The organism is Collinsella sp. HCP28S3_E12 (genome assembly GCF_052065595.1).
Taxonomy (GTDB): domain Bacteria; phylum Actinomycetota; class Coriobacteriia; order Coriobacteriales; family Coriobacteriaceae; genus Collinsella.
In genome coordinates this window covers 87,722-108,591 of sequence record NZ_JBQHTS010000007.1, presented here as the reverse complement: position 1 = coordinate 108,591, position 20,870 = coordinate 87,722, and the positions used below count along the sequence as shown (strand labels likewise).

At 60.7% G+C, this 20,870-nt stretch carries 19 protein-coding genes and 2 tRNA genes; 18 read left to right on the top strand and 3 right to left on the bottom strand.

What is annotated here, in order from left to right; translation table 11 throughout:
• Positions 1-209: 209 nt before the first annotated feature.
• On the bottom strand, positions 210-1,628 hold the full coding sequence (locus ACTNBY_RS04430) for a citrate synthase (RefSeq protein ID WP_441048324.1): 1,419 nt from the start codon (positions 1,626-1,628) through the stop codon (positions 210-212).
• Positions 1,629-1,702: 74 nt separating this feature from the next.
• Entirely contained in the window at positions 1,703-1,990 is a 288-nt protein-coding gene (locus tag ACTNBY_RS04425) for an ACT domain-containing protein (protein WP_006235289.1), read from the bottom strand.
• A gap of 349 nt (positions 1,991-2,339) precedes the next feature.
• Here ACTNBY_RS04425 and rpmE point away from each other — a divergent pair, with 349 nt between their 5' ends.
• The 14 genes from rpmE to ACTNBY_RS04355 all read left to right on the top strand — a co-directional run bounded on the left by rpmE (position 2,340) and on the right by ACTNBY_RS04355 (position 18,394).
• Positions 2,340-2,765: a 50S ribosomal protein L31 gene (rpmE, locus tag ACTNBY_RS04420; protein WP_154516018.1), complete on the top strand. Its 426-nt coding sequence runs from the start codon at positions 2,340-2,342 to the stop codon at positions 2,763-2,765.
• A gap of 190 nt (positions 2,766-2,955) precedes the next feature.
• Positions 2,956-4,059, top strand: coding sequence for a hypothetical protein (locus ACTNBY_RS04415; protein WP_441032943.1), 1,104 nt, complete (start codon positions 2,956-2,958; stop codon positions 4,057-4,059).
• Entirely contained in the window at positions 4,046-4,318 is a 273-nt protein-coding gene (locus ACTNBY_RS04410; protein WP_441048323.1) for a hypothetical protein, read from the top strand. The genes ACTNBY_RS04415 and ACTNBY_RS04410 overlap by 14 nt, the downstream gene beginning before the upstream one ends.
• A gap of 156 nt (positions 4,319-4,474) precedes the next feature.
• Positions 4,475-7,282 carry a preprotein translocase subunit SecA gene (gene secA / locus ACTNBY_RS04405; protein ID WP_441048321.1) on the top strand — a complete coding sequence of 936 codons (2,808 nt, stop codon included), beginning with the start codon at positions 4,475-4,477 and terminating at the stop codon, positions 7,280-7,282.
• On the top strand, positions 7,282-8,430 hold the full coding sequence (prfB, locus tag ACTNBY_RS04400) for a peptide chain release factor 2 (RefSeq protein ID WP_441048320.1): 1,149 nt from the start codon (positions 7,282-7,284) through the stop codon (positions 8,428-8,430). The genes secA and prfB overlap by 1 nt, the downstream gene beginning before the upstream one ends.
• Before the next feature lie 162 nt (positions 8,431-8,592).
• Complete coding sequence (locus ACTNBY_RS04395; RefSeq protein ID WP_441048319.1) at positions 8,593-9,483, top strand: YitT family protein; 891 nt, start codon at positions 8,593-8,595, stop codon at positions 9,481-9,483.
• Between the two features lie 207 nt (positions 9,484-9,690).
• Positions 9,691-10,521 (top strand): transketolase, encoded by an 831-nt coding sequence (locus ACTNBY_RS04390; protein WP_154516003.1) that lies wholly within the window; start codon positions 9,691-9,693, stop codon positions 10,519-10,521.
• A gap of 1 nt (position 10,522) precedes the next feature.
• Positions 10,523-11,464 carry a transketolase family protein gene (locus tag ACTNBY_RS04385; RefSeq protein WP_441014998.1) on the top strand — a complete coding sequence of 314 codons (942 nt, stop codon included), beginning with the start codon at positions 10,523-10,525 and terminating at the stop codon, positions 11,462-11,464.
• Between the two features lie 451 nt (positions 11,465-11,915).
• On the top strand, positions 11,916-13,133 hold the full coding sequence (ftsE, locus tag ACTNBY_RS04380; RefSeq protein WP_441048318.1) for a cell division ATP-binding protein FtsE: 1,218 nt from the start codon (positions 11,916-11,918) through the stop codon (positions 13,131-13,133).
• Positions 13,120-14,040, top strand: a complete 921-nt coding sequence (gene ftsX, locus ACTNBY_RS04375) for a permease-like cell division protein FtsX (RefSeq protein ID WP_154515997.1) — start codon at positions 13,120-13,122, stop codon at positions 14,038-14,040. Before ftsE ends, ftsX begins: the two co-directional genes overlap by 14 nt.
• A 267-nt stretch (positions 14,041-14,307) precedes the next feature.
• Entirely contained in the window at positions 14,308-16,443 is a 2,136-nt protein-coding gene (locus ACTNBY_RS04370; RefSeq protein ID WP_441063538.1) for a ribonuclease R family protein, read from the top strand.
• A gap of 176 nt (positions 16,444-16,619) precedes the next feature.
• Positions 16,620-17,225 (top strand): recombinase family protein, encoded by a 606-nt coding sequence (locus ACTNBY_RS04365; RefSeq protein WP_441063537.1) that lies wholly within the window; start codon positions 16,620-16,622, stop codon positions 17,223-17,225.
• 120 nt (positions 17,226-17,345) lie between these two features.
• The gene (locus tag ACTNBY_RS04360) at positions 17,346-17,912 is read left to right on the top strand and encodes a VanZ family protein (RefSeq protein ID WP_441063542.1); all 567 of its coding nucleotides are present in this window, start codon (positions 17,346-17,348) and stop codon (positions 17,910-17,912) included.
• Between the two features lie 116 nt (positions 17,913-18,028).
• Positions 18,029-18,394, top strand: a complete 366-nt coding sequence (locus ACTNBY_RS04355; RefSeq protein ID WP_441063541.1) for an arsenate reductase family protein — start codon at positions 18,029-18,031, stop codon at positions 18,392-18,394.
• 212 nt (positions 18,395-18,606) lie between these two features.
• Here the strand turns inward: ACTNBY_RS04355 and ACTNBY_RS04350 are convergent, their stop codons facing one another.
• Positions 18,607-18,870, bottom strand: coding sequence for a hypothetical protein (locus ACTNBY_RS04350; RefSeq protein WP_441048315.1), 264 nt, complete (start codon positions 18,868-18,870; stop codon positions 18,607-18,609).
• Between the two features lie 258 nt (positions 18,871-19,128).
• Here ACTNBY_RS04350 and ACTNBY_RS04345 point away from each other — a divergent pair.
• The 4 genes from ACTNBY_RS04345 to smpB all read left to right on the top strand — a co-directional run bounded on the left by ACTNBY_RS04345 (position 19,129) and on the right by smpB (position 20,769).
• A tRNA-Gln gene (locus tag ACTNBY_RS04345) sits at positions 19,129-19,202 on the top strand.
• A gap of 17 nt (positions 19,203-19,219) precedes the next feature.
• A tRNA-Glu gene (locus ACTNBY_RS04340) sits at positions 19,220-19,296 on the top strand.
• A gap of 95 nt (positions 19,297-19,391) precedes the next feature.
• Positions 19,392-20,309, top strand: a complete 918-nt coding sequence (locus tag ACTNBY_RS04335; RefSeq protein WP_441063535.1) for a hypothetical protein — start codon at positions 19,392-19,394, stop codon at positions 20,307-20,309.
• Positions 20,299-20,769 carry an SsrA-binding protein SmpB gene (gene smpB, locus ACTNBY_RS04330; protein ID WP_196025254.1) on the top strand — a complete coding sequence of 157 codons (471 nt, stop codon included), beginning with the start codon at positions 20,299-20,301 and terminating at the stop codon, positions 20,767-20,769. Before ACTNBY_RS04335 ends, smpB begins: the two co-directional genes overlap by 11 nt.
• The last annotated feature ends 101 nt before the right edge of the window (positions 20,770-20,870 follow it).

Sequence of the window (20,870 nt, the reverse complement as noted above, 5' to 3'; positions counted from 1 at the left end):
GATGACGCGGAAACGGCCCCTCCCGGGGCCGTTTCAGTTCCAGATCGTTGTTTTCGCCCGCTGAGCTGGGCCTATGCCGGAATCTCTCCCACAGAAACCACCGAAGAGCCAAAAACAATCATTCGATGCAGCCCTTTCTGCTGGCATAAAAAGCGTGGCCGAGGGCGGTGATGCCCTGGCCACGCTCGTGTTCTATAACGGTGCGCGTCCTAACGGTCGGCGAGCGGCTTGTACTCCAGTGGCTCGATTACCGGACGGTATGCCGGGCGAATAATACGATGCGCGCAGAAGAGCTCTTCCATGCGGTGCGCCGACCAGCCTGCCATGCGCGCGACGGCGAACAGCGGCGTAAAGAGCGTCTCGGGCACGCCGAGCATCTTGTAAATAAAGCCTGTATACAGGTCGATGTTGGCACAGATGGGTTTGGTCATGCCGTGGTCCCGCATCACCTGCGGCGCTAGGCGCTCAATACGCTCGATGAGCGCGAACTCCTCGCCCAGGTCCTTCTTGGCGGCCAGCGTGCGCGCGTAGTGGCGGCAGACCTCGGCGCGCGGGTCGCTGAGCGTGTAGACGGCATGTCCCATACCGTAGATGAGCCCCGTGCCGTCGAAGGCCTGCTTGTCCAAGATCTTGCCCAGATAGGAAGCGACCTCGTCGTCGTCTTCCCAGTTGGAAACGTGCGCGCGAATGTCCTCGTGCATGGATACGACCTTGGCGTTGGCGCCGCCGTGGCGTGGGCCCTTGAGCGAGCCGATGGCCGCGGCGTAGGCCGAATACGGGTCGGTGGCCGACGACGACAGTACGCGGCAGGCGAACGTGGAATTGTTGCCGCCGCCGTGCTCGGCATGGAGCATAAGCATCACGTCGAGCAGCATCGCCTCGTCGCGGGTAAACGCCATGCCGCCGCGCAGCACCTGCAAAATGGTCTCGGCCGTGGACAGGCCGGGCGTGGGGTGCGGCACATGCACCTCGGAGCCGCGACGCTTGGCGACCGAAGCCATGTGCGCGAAGGCGGCAATACGGGGCAGACGGGCGAGCATGGAGATGGCAACATCGATCTCGTGCTCGGGGGTGATCACGTCGGGCTCGGCGTCGAAGGCATAGAGCAGCAGCACGGCGCGCTGAAGCACGTTCATGATGCTCGACGACACCGTGGTCATCGGGAATTCCTTAACGTACTCGTCGCTCAGGTGCCTAAACGCGCCCAGACGCCCGCAAAAGCCGTCGAGCTCATCCTTGTTGGGCAGCGAGCCCGTGATGAGCAGGTAGGCGACTTCTTCGTAGCCGTAGCGGTTCTCGGCCTGGGCATTGTTGACCAGATCTTCGATGCTGTAGCCACGAAGCGTGAGCTTACCCTGATCGGGCACAGCCTTTCCGTCGACCTTGTTGTAGCCGTGCACGTCCGAGATACGGGTGAGGCCCGCGACCACGCCCGATCCGTCGGCATTGCGAAGACCGCGCTTAACATTGTGCTCGACAAACAGGCCCTCGTCATAAGGCTCGGTGGGCATGCCGTAGTATAGATTTTCGCTTTCGGGCGAAATCTGGCGGCTTGCTTCGTAGTCCAAGACCAGGCGGCTCAGGTGGTCGTCGAAGCGGTAATAGATTTTCTTGGCGTCGTAGGCCATGCGCGCTCCTCTCCGGGCTATGTGGCGACGTTGCGCCTGGGCGCACGTTGGGCCGTCGTCACGCAGCCTGTTCGCTACAGGCGGTACATAAAGTTAAAGACGTCCTCGCGCTGGATGGACACGTTGACGCCCGAAAGCTCGCCGGCCTCGGCCAGGGCCTTCTGCAGCTCGGCGAAGTCGAGCTTGGACTCGGCGGTGTCGGCCAGCATGGTCATGGTGAAGATGTCCTCGATAATGGACTGCGTAATGTCGCGGATGTCGACATTGGCTTCGCCCAGGACGCGGGTGACGCCGGCGACAATGCCGGGGCGGTTCTTGCCAAGGACGGTGATGACGATACGGGAGGACGAGATCTCGGCCATGGGAAACCCTTTCGCGTGTTAGCGGCGCGCGGCGGCGCTCCGCTACGGTACAGTGTTCATCATTGTACCTGTCCCGTGCAAAAAGGGGCACCTTTGCTGCGGCGTTACACGTCTGCAACATGGAGCGCTTGTCTCGTAGGGTGTATTTTTGGCACCTTGGACAGCTCGGGCGGCTCTGTTGGCGCCGCGATCGGGCAGATTCACCTGTGTACTCCGGCGTAAAGACCGTGAACCTTTTGTGGGACGCTCGGCGCCGTGGTACCATAGCCGAGTTTGTTGTCTTGGTCGGAAACCAAGACGCCTTATGCGCTGATCGGTAACCAGCGCCTGACCAATAAGGAGTCCTACCATGAAGCAGGGTATCCATCCCCAGTATGTCGAGTGCACGGTGACGTGCTCCTGCGGCAACACCTTCAAGACGCACGCTACCGTGTCCGAGATGAGGGTCGAGCTTTGCAACGAGTGCCACCCGTTCTACACCGGCCAGCAGAAGTTCGTCGACACCGGTGGACGCGTCCAGCGCTTCGCCGACAAGTTCGGTGGCGCTGCTGCCGCCCAGCTCAAGAAGGCCGAGGAGGCCAAGGCTGCCAAGGCCGCCAAGGCTGCTGAGGCCGAGGCCGCTCGCAAGGCCGCCGCTGAGGCTAAGGCTGCCGAGAAGGCCAAGCGTGCCGCTAAGTTTGCCGAGGAGGCTGCCAAGCAGGCCGCCGAGGCTCCCGCAGAGGCTCCCGTCGAGGAGGCCGCTGCCGAGGCCGAGACCACCGAGGCTGCTGAGTAAATAGCTCGCCGAGGAATCGCTCGCATTCATGGCAAAAGGGCCGTGCACCCAATTGGTGCACGGCCCTTTTCTTATCGACGCAAAGTAGCACGTCCTCTTTGCACCGAACGGTGGGGATTTTTCGTTTGCCCAGATAAAACCTGCCAAAATAAACCTGTCCCTTTTTGGCAGGTAACCGATAGGAGGCTACGTGGACACATCGACGTCCTTGGGCAATCGCGAGCTCGCGGTGGCAAAGAAGCGTGCGCTCGATGCTGCCTATTTTAGGAAGGGTATCGCTGTCGCGGCGCTTTCGAGCTGCATGTATGCGCTGTACACGGCCTTTGTTACCGCCGGTCAGCTCTTTGGCGTTTGGGCCGGTTGGTTCGATGCATTTGCTCCCTCCGGCCTTTTGGCGGTATTCATCTTGCCCACGATCGCCTCGGGCGTCAATGACGTGCTGAGTGCCGTCTGGGCCACGTTTTTCACTGCCGGTCAGGGCAAACTCGCCGACCTAGGCCGCTGCATCGCCTCAAAGCCCGGCGTCATCGTTATCGCCGCCGCCTTCATTGGCGGGCCCATCGCTTCTGCCGCCTACGTTATCGCGCTTTCGCAGGCAGGCACGCTTGCCGTGCCCATCGCCGCGCTCAACCCCGCGATCGGTGCGGTGCTCGCCCGCGTGCTCTACCGACAGCCGCTTAGCCCCCGTGTCGTCACCGGCATCGTTGTCTGCGTGTTCGCCGGCGCCATGATCGGTAGCGCCGGCCTGAGCGGGCAGGCATCTTCCGGCATGGCGCTCGGCCTGGGTCTGGCGCTGTTAGCCGCCCTGTGCTGGGGCGTCGAGGGATGCGTGGGCGGCCGCGCCACCTGCATGATCGATCCTCAGATTGCCATCAACATCCGTCAGCTTGTCTCGGGCGTCGGCAACCTGTGCTTGGTACTGCCGGCCCTAACCTTGGCATGCGGAGAGCCCCTTGGTCAGAGTTACGTCCTTGTCGCCCAAGCGCTCACCGACAAATCCTCCGTCGTGTTTTTCGCCTGCTCCGGTTTTGCCGCCTACTTTTCGTTTATGAGCTGGTATCGCGCCAACTCCATGTGCGGCACGGCGCTGGGCATGGCCATCAACGGCACCTATACCTTTACAGCGCCGCTGTTTACGTGGATTATCGTCGGCCTGGTCTTGGGCTTTGACGGCTACGCGCTTCCGTCCGTCGCATGGGTGGCGGCCGTCGTCAACCTCGTCGGCATTTGCCTGATCGCCGTGAATCCCCTCGACATGGTTAAAAAGGACGGTGATCGGGATGCTTCCGCTTAACTATGCCATGCTCGATTATTTTGTTTGCCATGACGAGGCTTGCGTCGACGATGTGATGGCCGATCTCGCGGCCGAGTATGCATCGTTTGCCGCCTTTGCAAGGCCGCGCATGCAGGAGGCGCTCATGACCGCGCACAAGAATGGCCTGATTGACGAGGCGCGCTTTGATTTGGATGCCGAAGGCGAGCTTCGCGTCTACTATCGGGCGAGCGCCGAGCAGCGCAAAGTTATCGGCGCTTATCTGGGCCGTAGCCATTAAAAATAAAACGCCCTTTTTGGCAGGTCGGTCGTAGTTATTACGTGGGGGATGAGGTCGAGCGTATAGCGTGCGCCCCGTTTGGCTAAAGTACAACTATCTGTGTTTAACTCGCCCAGTGCAGTGCGCTACGGGCGATGGCCAAAAAAGGAAAACCACATGGGATTCATGTCAAAGCTGCTCTCCTTTGGATCCGATAAGGACCTTAAGCGCTACTACAAGATCGTTGACCAGATCAACGGGCTTGAGCCTCAGTTTGAGAAGATGACCGAGGAGGAACTTCGCGGCCAGACCGATAAGTTCCGCGAGCGTTATGCTAACGGCGAGTCGCTTGACGACATGCTCCCCGAGGCCTTTGCCACCGTGCGCGAGGCTTCAAAGCGCATCACGGGCATGCGTCACTTTGACGTACAGCTCATCGGCGCCATGGCGCTGCACGAGGGTCATATCGCCGAGATGAAGACCGGCGAAGGCAAGACGCTCGTCTCCACCCTGGCCGGCTATCTTAACGCCATCGCCGGCAAGGGCGTGCATGTCGTTACCGTCAACGACTACCTGGCAAAGCGCGACTCCGAGTGGATGGGCCGCATCTACAAGTATTTGGGCATGACCGTCGGCCTGCTGCAGAACAACATGCCGCTCGAGCTTAAGCGCCCGGCCTACCAGGCCGATGTCACCTACGGCACCAACTCCGAGTTTGGCTTTGACTACCTGCGCGACAACATGGTCACCCGCCCCGAGCAGCGCGTCCAGCGCGGCCACAGCTACGCTATCGTCGACGAGGTCGACTCCATCCTGATCGACGAGGCCAGGACCCCGCTGATCATCTCGGGCGCCGGCACCAAGTCGGCCAGCACCTACAAGGACTTCGCGCGCGCCGTGCGCGGGCTGGAGCGCGGCGAGGACGTGTCGCACGATATGCTCACCGCCACCGAGGACGTGGAGCCCACGGGCGACTACGTCATGGACGAGGCCAAGCACACCATTGCCGCCACCGAGCGCGGCCTCAAGAAGATCGAGCGCCGCCTGGGTATCGAGGACATCTACGCCGACCTTTCGGGCCAGCTGGTCAACCACCTGCAGCAGGCGTTGAAGGCCCAATACATGTTCCACCGCGACAAGCAGTACGTCGTTACCAACGGCGAGGTCAAGATTGTCGATGAGTTCACCGGCCGCATCATGGAGGGCCGTCGCTACTCCGAGGGCCTGCATCAGGCTATCGAGGCCAAAGAGGGCGTGCTCGTGCGCGAGGAGAACCAGACCCTTGCCACCATCACCCTGCAGAACTACTTCCGTCTGTATGACAAGCTCTCCGGCATGACCGGTACGGCGCTTACCGAGGACGCCGAGTTCCGCGAGATCTACAAGCTGCCCGTCGAGGTCATTCCCTCCAACAAGCCCGTGCAGCGTGTCGATCACGAGGACCTGGTGTACCGCACCATCCAGGCCAAGTACAACGCCGTTGCCAATGATGTCGAGCAGCGTCACGCCAAGGGCCAGCCGGTCCTGGTCGGTACCGTCTCCATCGAGAGTTCCGAGAAGCTATCGGCAGCCCTTACCAAGCGCGGCATCGCACACGAGGTCCTCAACGCAAAGCACCACGAGCGCGAGGCTCATATCGTGGCCCAGGCCGGTCGTTACGGCGCCGTGACCATCGCTACTAACATGGCCGGTCGTGGTACCGACATCCTGCTGGGCGGCAACCCCGACGAGCTGGTGCGCGAGCGCCTGGAGTACGAGGGCCTGACCATGGAGGACGTGACGCCCGAGCAGCTCGAGCAGTTTAACGCCGAGGCCAAGGAGACCTGCAAGGCCGAGCGCGAACGCGTGCTTGCCGCCGGCGGCCTGACCGTCATCGGCACCGAACGCCATGAGTCCCGCCGTATCGACAATCAGCTGCGTGGCCGCTCCGGTCGTCAGGGCGATCCGGGCGAGACCCAGTTCTACCTGTCGCTCGAGGACGATCTGATGCGCCTGTTCGGTGGCGACAAGATGGACCGCGTCTCCAAGATGATGGTCACGGCAGAAATGGGCGACGACATGCCCATCCAGCACAAGATCATCTCCAAGGCCGTCGAGAGCGCCCAGCACAAGGTCGAGAGCATCAACTTCTCCATGCGCAAGAGCGTTCTTGAGTACGACGACGTGATGAACAAGCAGCGCCAGGTTATCTACGCCGAGCGCAACAAGATTCTGGACGGTAAGGACCTGACCGACCACATCACCGAGGTCATGCACGACACCGTGTACCGCTGCGTGCAGGAGTTTTGCGCTAAGGACAGCCACGACGGCGAGCGCGACCTCGATGGCCTGCGCAAGTGGGTTGTGGAGCTGACCGGCCATATCGATACGCCCAAGTTCCCCGACGAGGATTACGAGGCCCTTGCTGCCGATGTCCTGGCCTACGTCGAGAAGTGCTACAACATGAAGGCCGAGCGCCTGGGTGAGGACCTCATGCGCGAGCTCAACACCCAGGTCATGCTGCGCGTCATCGATACCCGCTGGATGAACTACCTGCAGGAGATGGACTACCTCAAGACCGGTATCGGCCTGCGCGGCTTTGGTCAGCGCGACCCGCTGGTCGAGTACAAGACTGAGGCCTATGGTGCCTTCCAGATGCTCGTTGACACCATGTACGAGGATTACCTGCGCACCGTCCTGCGCATCGAGATCAAGGCCGCCCCGCAGGCTGTGGAGCGCAAGGAGGACCCCGCGCTCGAGGGTGCGCGCTTCTCCGGCCCCGCCGACGTCGATGGCGACAACGGCAACTCGGTCCTGCGCAAGGAGGCACGGGCACAGGCTCGCACGGCCGTCCAGGGCGGACCGGCAGCTGTCAACAACGGCGCTAAGGTGACCACCTACCGCAAGTCCGAGAGCGACGACCCGTATGTCAACGTGGGTCGCAACGAACCGTGCCCTTGCGGCAGCGGCAAGAAGTTCAAGTACTGCCACGGCAGGAATCGTTAATGGCGGATGCTTTAGAGGTAACGCCCGCCGAGCTGGACGCGTTTGCGGACCGGCTCGGCGAGGTTGAGTCGTATCTTCATTTGGACGAGAAGCGCACCCACGTGACCGAGCTTGAGGCCAAGAGCGTCGCTCCCGGCTTTTGGGACGACGCCGATGACGCTCGCGCCACGATGGAAGAGATTGCGCGCGCCAAGGAGGATATCGCCGCCGTGGATACCGCGCGCGGCGAGCTCTCCGATGCCCGCGCGGCGCTGGAACTTGCCGAGGAAATGGGCGATGACCCCGATGCCGCTGCACTGCGTGAGGAGGCTGCCGCCACGGCTGATCGTCTGGCGCGCGCCATCGATGAGCTCGAACTTTCGAGCTGGTTTACCGGCGAGTTCGATCACGGTGACGCGATTGTGACTATCAAGCCCGGACAGGGCGGCTTGGAGGCGCAGGACTGGACCTTCATGCTCTTTAAGATGTACATGAAGTACTGCCAGCGCCGCGGCTGGAAGGTCACCATCAACGATTGCCCCGCTGCCGAGGTCATTGGCATTGATCGCGCGACCTTTACCGTTGAGGGCAAGGATGCCTTCGGTATGCTTCGTGCCGAGGCCGGCGTTCACCGTTTGGTGCGCATTAGCCCCACCGATGACAAGAAGCGTCGACAGACTACGTTTGCCGGCGTCGAGGTCATTCCGGTGCTGCCCGACGATATCGATATCGAGATCAACCCCGACGATATCCGCGTCGACGTGTACCACGCAAGCGGCCCGGGCGGCCAGGGCGTCAACACCACCGACTCCGCCGTGCGCGTGACGCATTTTCCCAGCGGCATTGTAGTGACCTGCCAAAATGAGCGCAGCCAGATTCAGAACAAGGCCGCGTGTATGCAGATTCTCAAGGCCCGTCTGTACGAGATTGAGCTCGAGAAGCGCGCCGAGGCGCTCGACGAGATCCGCGGTCCCAAGACCACGATTGGCTTTGGCAACCAGATCCGCAGCTACGTGCTCTATCCGTATCAGATGGTCAAGGACCTGCGCTCGGGCGTGGAGACCAGCAACGTCGACGCCGTTCTCGACGATGGCGACTTGGATCCGTTTGTGATCGGCTACCATCGCTGGGCTACCGGCAATGCTGATGCGGAGTCTCCGTCCGCTTAAGCCCCGGGTGAGTCACGGACCGACACTAAACTCTGGACAGGCGGTTTTATATCCAGAGCAAACCCGCCGCGGGGTGGTTTTTCCTCGGCGAATCGGTAGAATCAAATACGGTAAGAAGTTCAAAGCGCACCCAAGGGGGTGCGCTTTTTTGAGGGAGGTAGCATGGCATATCGTCTGGATATCAAGCGCATTCTTTCAATGAACTTCTTCCGCGATCTACCCCAGATCATGCTTGGGTGCGCTTTGGCGGCCATCGCGACCGACCTGTTTTTGATTCCCAACGGTCTTGCCGCCGGTGGCGTTACGGGCCTTGCGACTATTATCCAGGCGGTCGGTGCCGCGCGGGGCGTGTCGCTGCCCGTCGGTATCCAAACCATCGTGATGAATGCCTTGCTGTTGCTGGTCGTCATGCGCGAGGGCGGCATGTTCTATGTGGTACAGACGGCGACAGGCTTTGTGCTACTGGGCTTCTTTACCGACCTGTTTGCCCCGTTTGTAGCGCCTCTGGCAGATGCAGACCTGATGCTTCCCGCTATGTGGGGCGGCATTATCACGGGCATTGGTTACGGCATGGTGTTACGCGCCGGCGCCAACACCGGCGGCTCCGACACCATCGGCCAGATTATCTCACGTAATACCTCGCTGCCGGTGGGTTCGACCGTCATGGCGATCGATGTCGCCGTATGCGCGGCATCGGCCCCCGTCTTCTCTCTAGAGAACGCGCTGTATGCAGGGCTTTCGATGGTAATTAGCGGCTATGTGATCGACGCTGTGGTCGATGGCGGCAACAAGCGCCGTATGGTGCTCATCATCTCGGAGAATTTCCCCGATATCGCGGCCGATATCATGTATGGCCTGGGTCGCGGCTGCACTAAATTTAAGGCGACCGGCATGTATTCGGGCGCTGAGAAGCCGGTGATTATGGTGATCGTTAGCCGCCGCGAGCTCAATACACTCAAGACCATCGTGCGCGAGCGCGATCCTCAAGCTATCGTGACGGTCGCCGACGTTACGGAAGCCTTCGGTGAGGGGTTCAAGGACATTAACGCGTAGGGCAGACTGCGCTCCATCCAAAAGACGTTCACATTGATAAACCGATTCATCAGCGGGTCTGCCAGCTAAATTATTCAAATAATGATAAAAACTCTGGTAAAGCCTTCAGTTTCCAGCATAATGAATGGCGCACGTGCATTGCGGCTGGGTTGGGATTACCTTCTGCGCCGTGCGCATCTTGTCTAAAGAGGATGAAAGGAAGGCACAATGAGCGACGAAGAGCTCAAAAAAGTTGCCAACGAGGTAAGGAAGGGCATCGTCACCGGCGTGCACGCTGCCAAGTCCGGCCATCCGGGCGGTTCGCTCGGCTCTGCCGACATCATGACTTATCTGTACTTTGAGGAAATGAATGTCGACCCGGCCGATCCTCGCAAGGCCGACCGCGACCGCTTTGTGCTCTCCAAGGGCCATTGCGCTCCGGGTCTGTACGCCGTGCTCGCCGAGCGCGGATTCTTCCCCAAGGAGGACCTCGAGACGCTGCGCCATATCGGCAGCCACCTGCAGGGCCACCCCAACATGAACGACACCCCGGGCGTCGACATGTCCACCGGCTCGCTGGGCCAGGGCATCTCCGCCGCCGTGGGCATGGCCGTCGCCGCCAAGCACTGGGGCGATACTTACCGCACGTACGCCCTGCTGGGCGACGGCGAGAGCGAGGAGGGCCAGGTCTGGGAGGCCGCCATGTTTGCCGGCAATCAGCAGCTCGACAACCTCTGTGTGATCGTTGACCACAACGGTCTGCAGATTGACGGTCCCGTCGAGGAGGTCAACGATCCCATGCCGCTCGCCGACAAGTTCCGCGCCTTTAAGTTCCACGTGGTGGAGCTCGCCGACGGCAACGACTTCGGTCAGATTCGCGCCGCCTTTGCCGAGGCTCGCGCCACCAAGGGTCAGCCTACCGCCATTATCGCCGAGACCATGAAGGGCAAGGGCGTTTCCTTTATGGAGAACCAGGTTGGTTGGCACGGCAAGGCCCCCAACGATGAACAGTTTGAGCAGGCCATGGCAGAGCTCACGGCCGCCGGAGAGGAGCTCTAGGATGGCAGACGTCAAGAAAATCGCCACGCGTGTAAGCTACGGCGAGGCCCTCGTTGAGCTCGCTGCCGAGCACGACGACTTTGTGGTCCTCGACGCCGACCTGGCTGCCGCCACGCAGACCGGTAAGTTTAAGGCCGCCTGCCCCGACCGCTTCTTCGATGTGGGCATTGCCGAGAGCAACCTGATGGGTGTCGCCGCCGGTATCGCGACCACCGGTCGTACTGCCTTTGCGAGCACCTTTGCCATGTTTGCCGCCGGCCGCGCTTTTGAGCAGGTCCGTAACTCCATCGGCTATCCGCACCTCAACGTCAAGATCGGCGCCACGCACGCCGGTATTTCGGTGGGCGAGGACGGTGCCACGCACCAGTGCTGCGAGGATATCGCCCTTATGCGTGTTATCCCTGGCATGACCGTGATTGTCCCGGCCGACGACGTGGAGGCCCGCGCCGTGGTCCGCGCCGCCTACGAGTGCGACGGCCCCGTGTACATGCGCTTTGCCCGTTTGGCCTCGCCGGTCATCAACGACCCCGAGACCTACAAGTTCGAGCCGGGCCGCGGCATCGTCATGCGTGAGGGCGCCGATGTGACCATCATCGCCTGCGGCCTGATGGTTGGCGAGGCTCTCGAGGCTGCCGAGCAGCTCGCTGCCGAGGGCATCGACGCCGAGGTCATCAACATGCACACCATTAAGCCCATCGACGCCGATCTGATCGTCAAGAGCGCCGCCAAGACCGGCCACGTCGTGACCGTCGAGGAACACTCCGTGATCGGTGGCCTGGGCAGCGCCGTTGCCGACGTGCTCTGCGAGCAGTGCCCGACGCCGCTCAAGAAGATTGGCGTCAACGACACCTTTGGCGAGTCCGGCCCGGGCGCCGAGCTCCTGCACAAGTACGGCCTGGATGCCGCCAACATCGTGGCAACCACCAAGGAGTTCTTGGCCTAGGGCAAGACGAGGCAAAGTATCGCTTTAGCAACCGTATGCAAGCCACAACAGGGGCGCACCCAAAGAGGGCGCCCCTGTTTTTTGTGGGCAACAAACAAATCGGGCCCGCACCAAGCAAGGGCTTCCTCCGGGAAGCGGGCCCAGACCAGCAAAGTGCAACTCAGCCCTCCCAACTTTGTATATGCGGCACCCCAAGAAAAACGCGGCGACTCCTTAGTAGCCGCAGGCCGCGCACAGGGCTACCTCCCAAATCATTCCGCAGGACGGAGGAGTCCCCGCAGCGCGAAGCGCACAGCGGGGACTCCGACATGTCCGAGGACGATTTGGGAGGTAGCCCTGTGCGCGGCCGGTGAGACCAAAACCTTGCCATGCTTCTTATGTGCAGCGAAGCTAATGCTGCTAAAATACAAAGCGCTCATGTAGTTTAAACGCACGATGATAAGGAGCACCAGTGGGTAACCACTTCCGTACCTCCGGTGCGGGCGATGAGGCCCCCAAGACACGGCAAGGTGTCCCGGGCACACGTTTCGCCACTCCGGATTCAGAGGGCCAGCATATTGCTCAGGCCCCCGCACAGCCGGCAGATCAGGCACGGCCGGCATCCGATCCCTTTGCCTACAATCCCACCAGCGATGTCGAGCTTTCTGCCGCTGCGGGCTTTGAGCCCGTCCAAAAGGTGACTGCTCGCGTGAACCAGCCTCAGACGTCAGCCGAGCCTCAGCCGACCATGGCGGGCATTCCCGATCCCATGGTTCCTGCTACGCCCGCGCCGCAGCCGGCGCAGTCCGGCCTCTTTGCCGGCATTCCCGATCCTATGCAGCCCGCTGCGCCCATAGTCGAGAATGATCAGGCTGCCGAGGTCGCAAGTCTTGACAATGCGCTCAACAACCCCGATTTTACGTCGGTGTTCGCGCCTATCGATCCGCAGGCAAGTCGCAAGAAGATGGCCAAGCAGGCCGGTGTCGAGCCCGTCATTCTGATGGAGCATGTCACCAAGATCTACCCGGCACAGCCCAACAAGCCCGCACTCGACGACATCAACATCGAGATCTATCCGGGTGAGTTCGTCTTCTTGGTCGGTCATTCCGGATCGGGTAAGACCACGCTGCTTTCCACGCTCAACCGTGATGTCAGGCCTACGAGCGGTCGCATTTTGGTCGCCGGTCAGGATCTCATGAAAATCAAGAACCGCAAGGTTCCCTTCCTGCGCCGCCAGATTGGCGCCGTGTTCCAGGACTTTAAGCTTCTGCCGCAAAAGACCGCCTATGAAAACGTGGCGTTTGCCCTGCAGTGCATAGGCAAGCCCAAGGGCGTCATTCGCAGCCAGGTGCCCGAGGTACTGCGTCTGGTCGGTTTGGCCGATCAGATGGACTCGCTGCCCGATCAGCTTTCCGGCGGCGAGCAACAGCGCGTGGCCGTCGCCCGCGCCATGGTCAACCGTCCGCCGCTGCTGATTTGCGACGAGCCAACGGGCAACCTCGACCCGGCAATTTCGCTCGGCATCATGAAGCTGCTCGAGCGCATTAACCGCACCGGCACGACCGTGATCGTGGCTACCCACGATCGCGAGATGGTCGATAGTATGCATCGTCGCGTGATCGCCCTCGAGGGCGGCCACGTAATCCGCGACCAGGAGAGGGGAGGTTACGGCAACTATGGCACCAACTAACGTGGGCTATTCGCTCAAAGAGGCAATGAGCCACTTCTTCCGTAACTGGACCACCTCGCTCGGCGCCGTCATCACGATTTTCCTTTCGCTGTTTATCATCGGCCTGTTCATCATGGGTTCCGCGATGCTGAACTCCGTGATCGGCACCGTTGAGGACCAGGTTGTTATCAACGCGTTTATTAGCGATGACGCCGACCAGGCCGACGTCCAGGCTTTCGAGAGTGAGCTCAAGACGTGGAACAACGTTAAGTCCGTGACCTATAAGGACAAGGACGACGCGCTGGCCGAGTACACGAGCAAGATGTCGGGTAACGCCGACGCCACTCTGAGCGCACTTGACGGCCAGAATCCGCTGCCTGCTTCGTTCGCGATCGAGATGGACGATCCGTCCCAGGTCGAGAGCACGGCCAAGAAGCTCAAGAAGAACTCCGATTTCCAGAAGATCGCGGATGACGGTGACGTTGATGCGAGCGTTCTGTACGGTCAGGAGGAAGTGAGCCGCCTGTTCCAGGTGACGAACTACATCCGCATCGCTGCCGTTGTGCTTGTTGGTTTGCTGACGTTTATCGCGTTCATCTTTATCAACAACACGATTCGCCTGTCGATTACGGCTCGCCGCCGCGAGATTGCTATCATGCGCCTGGTGGGCGCCAGCAATGGCTTTATTCGCGGTCCGTTTATCACCGAGGGCGTGCTGCAGGCCGTTTTGGGCTCGCTGCTTTCCATCGGTGTTTTGGAGCTGCTTCGCAACCTGTTGGTTCCGCGTCTTCAGGAGAGCATTGGCTGGATGTCGTTTGCGCTGCCGATGCAATACTACCTGGTGACGTATGCCGCACTGATCCTGGTCGGCGTGATCATCGGTCTCTTTGGTTCCGCCATTGCCATGCGTCGCTACCTGCGCGTGTAGACACAGCTGGAATAAGTTTTGCTAACGGGCCGTCCCGCTCTGGGGCGGCCCGTTTTTTGATCCCGTGCGACGGAGGAAAAGGGCTCACCGGCAGTTCGGCTTGTCTCGATAATTCGATTTTCTCCGTCACATAGGGATCATGATGCGAGGTGCGTGCCCTGTTGTTGATTGGGTAGACTCATTGATGCGTGCGGTTTAGGCCTGCACGGTGTTTTGACATGATGCGGTTGCGCCTGCGGGCCCCGCAACAGATAGTAAGGAGGCGCCATGGGGCGCAATAACAAACATAAGCGTAGCGCTCGCAACAAGCGCGCGCCAGTGCGCAGCGAGCGGCGTCCCAGCCTGACGGGCCGCGTGCAGCTCCATGAGCATAGCGCCTATGTTGTCACCGATAATGGCGACTATAAGGTTATGGGTCGCGGCAAGCGCGAGATTATGGACGGCGACATCGTGGCCGTGAGCATTAAGACCGGACCGCGCGGCGATCGCCGTGCCGTGATCGAGGGCGTTGTCGAGCGCGCGGCCATAAGCGTGGTGGGCACGTATCAGACGGCAGGCCCCCTCGGTGTGATCGAGCCGCTTGATTCGCGTCTCAAGGCCGATTTCTTTATGTTGCCCGAGGATACTTCGGCGGAGCGTTTGGGCGTGCATCCGGGCGATGCAGTCGTCGCACGCATTTTGAGCTATCCGACACGCTTGGAATCGGGCACCGTGACTCTTGAGCGCCGCATTGGCGGCGACGATGCACCCGACTTGGGCGTTCAATATGTCATGGCTCGTTACGGCTATACCGATAGTTATCCCGAGACCGCCCTTGCCGAGGCCGAGGAGCTATCGCTCGACGTGGCGACAGCTCTTAAAGACCCACTTCGCCGTGATCTGCGCGACCGTTTTATCATCACGATCGATCCGGTCGACGCGCGCGACTTTGACGACGCCATCTCGTTGGAGCGCACGACGCAGGGCGGCTACAAGCTGGGTGTCCATATCGCCGATGTATCGCATTATGTGGCCTGGGATGGACACATCGACCTAGAGGCTCGCCATCGCACGACGTCGGTGTACCTTGCCGATCGCGTGCTCCCCATGTTGCCCGAGCGCCTGTCGAATGACCTGTGTTCCTTGCGCCCCGACGAGGATCGCCTGGCGTTTACCGTCGACATCGAGCTCGATGCGCAGGGGCACGTCCGCCACTACGATCCGTATCCCAGTGTGATTCGCTCGCGCGTGCGCATGGACTATGACGGTGCCGAGGCACTGCTGGTGCGTGCCGGTGCGGTGGAGTACTCCGTGTTGAAAGGTGCCGCCGAGGATGTTGCTGCAGCCGAGGCGTCGCGCGAGGAGGCGCTTGAGCGCGGTTTGACTTGCGAAGAGACTGCCCGCGACTACGACGTGGATCTGAGCGATTTCCTAGTTGCTGCCAACGAGCTTGCCGAGCGACGCCGTCGCATTCGCCGTGCGCGCGGCTCGGTCGACTTTGACACGGCGGAGATTCGCGCTTTGCTGGACGAGGACGGCATTCCCGTGCAGATCGTGGCCCGCGAGCGCTCGTGTGCCACGTCGCTCATCGAGGAAGCTATGCTGCTTGCCAACGAGTGCGTTGCCGAGTGGCTGGCAGACCGCGATATTGAGGCATGCTATCGCGTGCATGAGGATCCCAGCCCCGACAGCTTGCACGGGGCCGCTGTGGCGCTGGCGCAGCTGGGTATCATCGACGATCGCCGCGCGGCCGGCATTGCCCTGGGAAGTCCCGATGAGCTGCAGGCGGCGGTTGACGCTGCCGCTGGCACGGCAAATGCCCCGCTTGTCAACACGTTGCTATTGCGCAGCATGCAGCGCGCGCTGTACAAGCCGCGCAACGAGGGCCACTTTGCGCTCGCCGCGCCGTGCTACTGCCACTTTACGAGCCCTATCCGACGCTATCCGGACCTTGTTGTCCATCGTGTGCTCAAATTGCAGCTGGCGTATGAGCAGCTGGGCGGCAAGGATGCCTTGGCGCGCACGCCGCGGCTGATCGGCAGGGGTCGCGAGTCGCTGCCGCGCATCTTGCCGCAGATTTGCCGTGCATGCAGCGATGCCGAGCGTGCGGCCGACGCCGCCAGCCATGCGACGCAAAAGATCAAGATCGCCCAGTATTACGAGGATCGTCTGGGCGAGCGCTATGCCGGAACCATTTCGTGGGTCAGCAGCATGGGCCTCTTTGTGCGCCTCGACCTGACACAGGTCGAGGGCTTGGTCTCGATTAAGAGCTTGGGAAGCGAGTGGTTCGAGTTTGACGAGGACGCGCTCACGTTGACGGGTGCCGACACGGGGCGCCGTTTTGAGTTGGGGCAACGCGTGATTATCGAGGTCTCGCGTGTCAATACCACGCGCGGGCACTTGGATTTCAGGCTTATTCATTAGCCGGAATTTGGTGATTGATAGAGAACGGGGCGGTCTTTTGGGGCTGCCTTTTTTTTGTGGCGGTTCAATCGTCTTGCCGCTCGCGCGCTTGCGTCTTCCGCCTGCTATAGGGGAGATAAAACCTACCAAAATAAACCTGTCCCTTTTTGGGAGGTTTACGAGAGAGCGGGGATGAGATGACAACGGTGTACGGGTATGCGCGGGTGAGCTCGCGTGATCAAAATCTGAATCGGCAGCTGGATGCGCTGGGCGCCTATGGCGTGGAACCGGCGAATATCTTTGCCGACCATGCGAGTGGCAAGGACTTCGATCGACCGCGGTATCGCGAGCTGCTGTGCGCGTTGGATTCCGGCGATGTGCTGGTGGTACTTTCCATTGATCGGCTGGGCCGTAACTACAGCGAGATCCTCGAGGAATGGCGGTGCATAACCAAAGAGCTCGGCGCCGCCATCGTGGTGCTAGACATGCCATTGCTCGACACGCGCGCCAGAGACTGTGGTGGGTCGGACGTGACGAGTACGTTGATTTCCGATATTGTTTTGCAGCTGCTGAGCTATGTGGCGCAGGTGGAGCGCGAGAACATCCACCGGCGCCAAGCCGAGGGCATTGCGGCGGCGCGAGCGCGCGGCGTGCGCTTTGGCCGGCCCCGCAAGCCCTGTCCCCCGCAATTCGAGCTGGTACGCGATGCCTACGAGGCGGGTGATATCACGCGGAGTCAGGCGGCAAAGCGGCTAGGCGTGTGCGTGGGGACGTTCGATCGCTGGATGCGCGAGATGGAGTAGGGGCGCCACGGTCCTTTGGCGCCCCGATTCGAACATTTTGGATTTCGCTACGGCGACAACTGCATTTGGGGGTACACTCGCTGCTGCTCAAAAAATGACGGAGGTTAGCCCTTGGCGCGTGTGAAGCACATGGTCGGATGGATTTCGATTGTCCTGCTGGTCGTGACGCTGGCAAGTATTTGGATGCTGACGGAGCAAAACGTGGAGCAGACGTCGTCGCTCAGCGAGTCCACCGCGCGTGCGGTGGAAGGACGGGCCGCGGACGTGCGGCCCGACGCCACGCAGGAGTTCCAGGCGGGGGATGCCGTCGAGGGCACGGATTCAACGACTGCCACTGTTCATCCCGACCCGCTTGCGCCCGTTCGTCTGTGGATGGGTGCCAACATTCGTCGCGTCGCACATACCGTTGAGTTCTTCTTTGTAGGACTGTTTGCTTCGGCGACAGTGGCATGCCTGGGCGAGTGCCTGCCATGCGCGCGATTCCGGTACGTACTCGCTCTGCTCTTTTGCGCCGTCTGCTCTGTCGGTGACCAAGTGCACAAGATCTTTGTTCCTGGTCGTCATTTCGACATGATTGACCTGGGCTTCGATGCCGCGGGTTACGTTGTCGCCATGCTGTTGGTGCTGTTGGCCGCCGCGCTGGTTCAGCGCGCGACCTGTCCCATTGGCGCCCATGCGAGGCGCTAACCTCAAGATGGAAAATCGCGACCGCCTGTACGTCGGCGCTGGTTACAATATCGGCATCGGTCGCAGATGGCCATCGATGCGCTGTTTGCCAGACACTTGTCTTTTCTAAGAAGGGAATCCCCATGGCAGTGCTGTTTGTTGAATACCCCAAATGCTCGACGTGTAAAAAGGCCAAGGCCTGGTTGGACGAGCATGGGGTTGAGTACGTCGATCGCGATATTGTTACAGACAATCCTTCGGCTGAGGAACTTGCGACCTGGATTGCTCGTTCGGGGCTGCCGGTGCGACGCTTCTTTAACTCGTCGGGCATGAAATATCGAGAGCTTGGTCTGAAAGCGCGCCTGGATGCGGGTATGACGGACCAGGAGTGCTTTGAGCTACTCGCGACTGACGGCATGCTGGTTAAGCGCCCGCTGCTGGTGGGCGACGACTTTGCGATCCCCGGCTTTAGGGAAGCGGCTTGGACCGAGGCGTTGCTGTAGCGGCTTCGGAAAGTGCGTCCCATTTTGAGTGTTGATTCTGGGATGTGCTTTCCGGTTGAGGGCTCTATCGGAAATGACATCCCGTTTCGAGCGCTGATTCTGGGACACGGTTTCCGGTTGAGGGCTCGACGGGAAAGTGGGGACCAGTTTGAGCTTGAAATCTGGGATGCGCTTTCTGCCGGCGGGCCTACTCCAGGGCGGGCCTGCCCCAGTCAGTCCTTCAGCTGCGCCCATTCGTGTGGGTCGTAGATCTTTACGTGCTTGTCGGGCGTGTCGCTCCAGTACTCTTCGTCCATAAAGGGCAGGTATGCCTGAATGCCGGGGCAGATAAACGGAATTCGTTGCCGCTGCCGCCGCTCGCGCTGCCGCCGCTCCAGGTTCGTCTCGGATATGACGGTTGGCATGCCGGACAGCTCGACGAGACTTGCCTGGATGCGCTTGAGGTCGGGGAGCGCCGCATGCCATGACGTCCGCATGATCAAAAGATACTTCGATTGTGTTGCCTGGTGCTATCGTTTTCGCGTTAGTATCTGCCAACGGTTGACGGCTACCGCCCGCGGCGTTTTGCCCTTCGTGTACAGCGGTCGGCATCACAGGTCCTTCACGGGTTGGACGAAATTAGGCCAATTTGACCGAATTTTAAAAAAGTCAAAATTGGGGCTTGCGTCACGGAGCGACTTCCCGTATATTTCTTTCTTGCGCAAAGGCACAGCCGAGCGCAGCGATGCAATCATTGGGATGTCGTCTAATGGCAGGACAGCGGATTCTGGTTCCGTCAATGGGGGTTCGACTCCCTCCATCCCAGCCATTGCATTTGCTACATATGGCCCGTTCGTCTAGCGGTTTAGGACGCCGCCCTCTCAAGGCGGAGATCACCAGTTCGAATCTGGTACGGGCTACCACAAATTGAATGCCCGGGCCTCGCAAGAGACCCGGGTTTTGTGTATACACCGCATGTGTGGAATGAGCCGCGTTTCACCTGGACCGAGGAGTTGCCATGGACCTGCCCATCAGCCTACAAGACATTACGTATGCCGAGAATTACCTGGCGCAGGGAGACCTGGCCACGGCGACGCCGCTGCTGGAGCGTTTGGTGGAGCTCGCCGAGGAGTATATCGATGCCGAGTGCAAAACGGAGGAGAACCGCCAGTACTTTAGCTTCGATAGCAAGTTTGAGCGCCTGGCCTACCGCCGCGTGGAAAAGGATCCACGCGAGCTGGTGCAGGTCGAGGTGCCGTTTGATCGCCTGTACTCCGACATGGCGTTTGCCTACATCCGTCAGCAGGATTATGTGAGCGCCCGCAATGCCTTGATGCAGGCCGTGCGCTGGGACCCCATGAACTGCAACTACCGACTGGATCTGGCCGAGCTGTTCCGTGCGCTCGAGGACAAGCAGGAGTGGGCTTCGCTTTCGTTTTCGGTGCTGGAGCGAGCGAGTGACGGCAGGTGCGCCGCCCGCGCCTACGCCAACTTGGGCCAGTACTTTTTGGAGCCCGAGACCGAGAACGTCTCGGCGGCCGTGGGTTGCGCACGTCTGGCGCTGCGCTTGGCCCCTGGCGATTCACATACGACGCGCTTGCTCAGCAAGATCCATGCCACCTATCCGGATGCCGCCGACGAGAGTGATGAGCATGTGATGGGCGAGCTGGCGTTGCAGGGCGTACCGACCTCGCCTTCGGCCGAGATTGCCATTTGTCTGATTATGTGTGCGACCGACGCTGCGGGCGACGGTGACAAGCAGGAGGCTGCACGCCTGACGGTCCGTGCCCGCGACCTGGTGGGCGAGGAGGCATGCGCGGCGATCATTAAGCTGGTGCGCGAAAGCGATGCCGAGCTCAACGCCGAGCGCAAGGCCAAACGCGAGGCCGCGAGCGGGAAAGCCGATGACGCCGAGGAGGCCGGCGATGCCCAGTAAGCGCGAGCGCAAGCTCATCTCCAAGAATCGTTCGGCGCATCACGAATACTTTATCGACGAGACATTCGAATGCGGCATTGAGTTGAGCGGTACCGAGGTCAAGTCGATTCGCGAGCGCGCCTGTCAGATTACCGATACTTTTGCGCTGATTCGCGGTGGCGAGTGCTGGCTGGTGGGTTTGCACATCCATCCCTATAGTCACGGTGGTGTGTGGAACCGTGATCCCGATCGCCGGCGCCGTCTGCTGCTGCATCGCAAGGAGATTGATTTTCTTGACGGCAAACTGCGCAACCGCGGCTATGCACTGGTGCCGCTCGAGCTCTACTTTAATGCCGATGGTCGCGTTAAGCTGCTGTTGGGCCTGGGCCGTGGCAAAAAGCTCTACGACAAACGCGAGGACATGGCCAAACGTGACGTTCAGCGCGAAATCGATCGCGCGCTTAAGGAGCGTAATCGCTAAGGGTTGATATCCGGGCGGGCGGGGATGTTCATCCATCACTGTTGTCGTACTCCCGGTCTGCTCCTCGCAAGTTGCGGTGGAATAGTTCCTGTTTGTTGGGT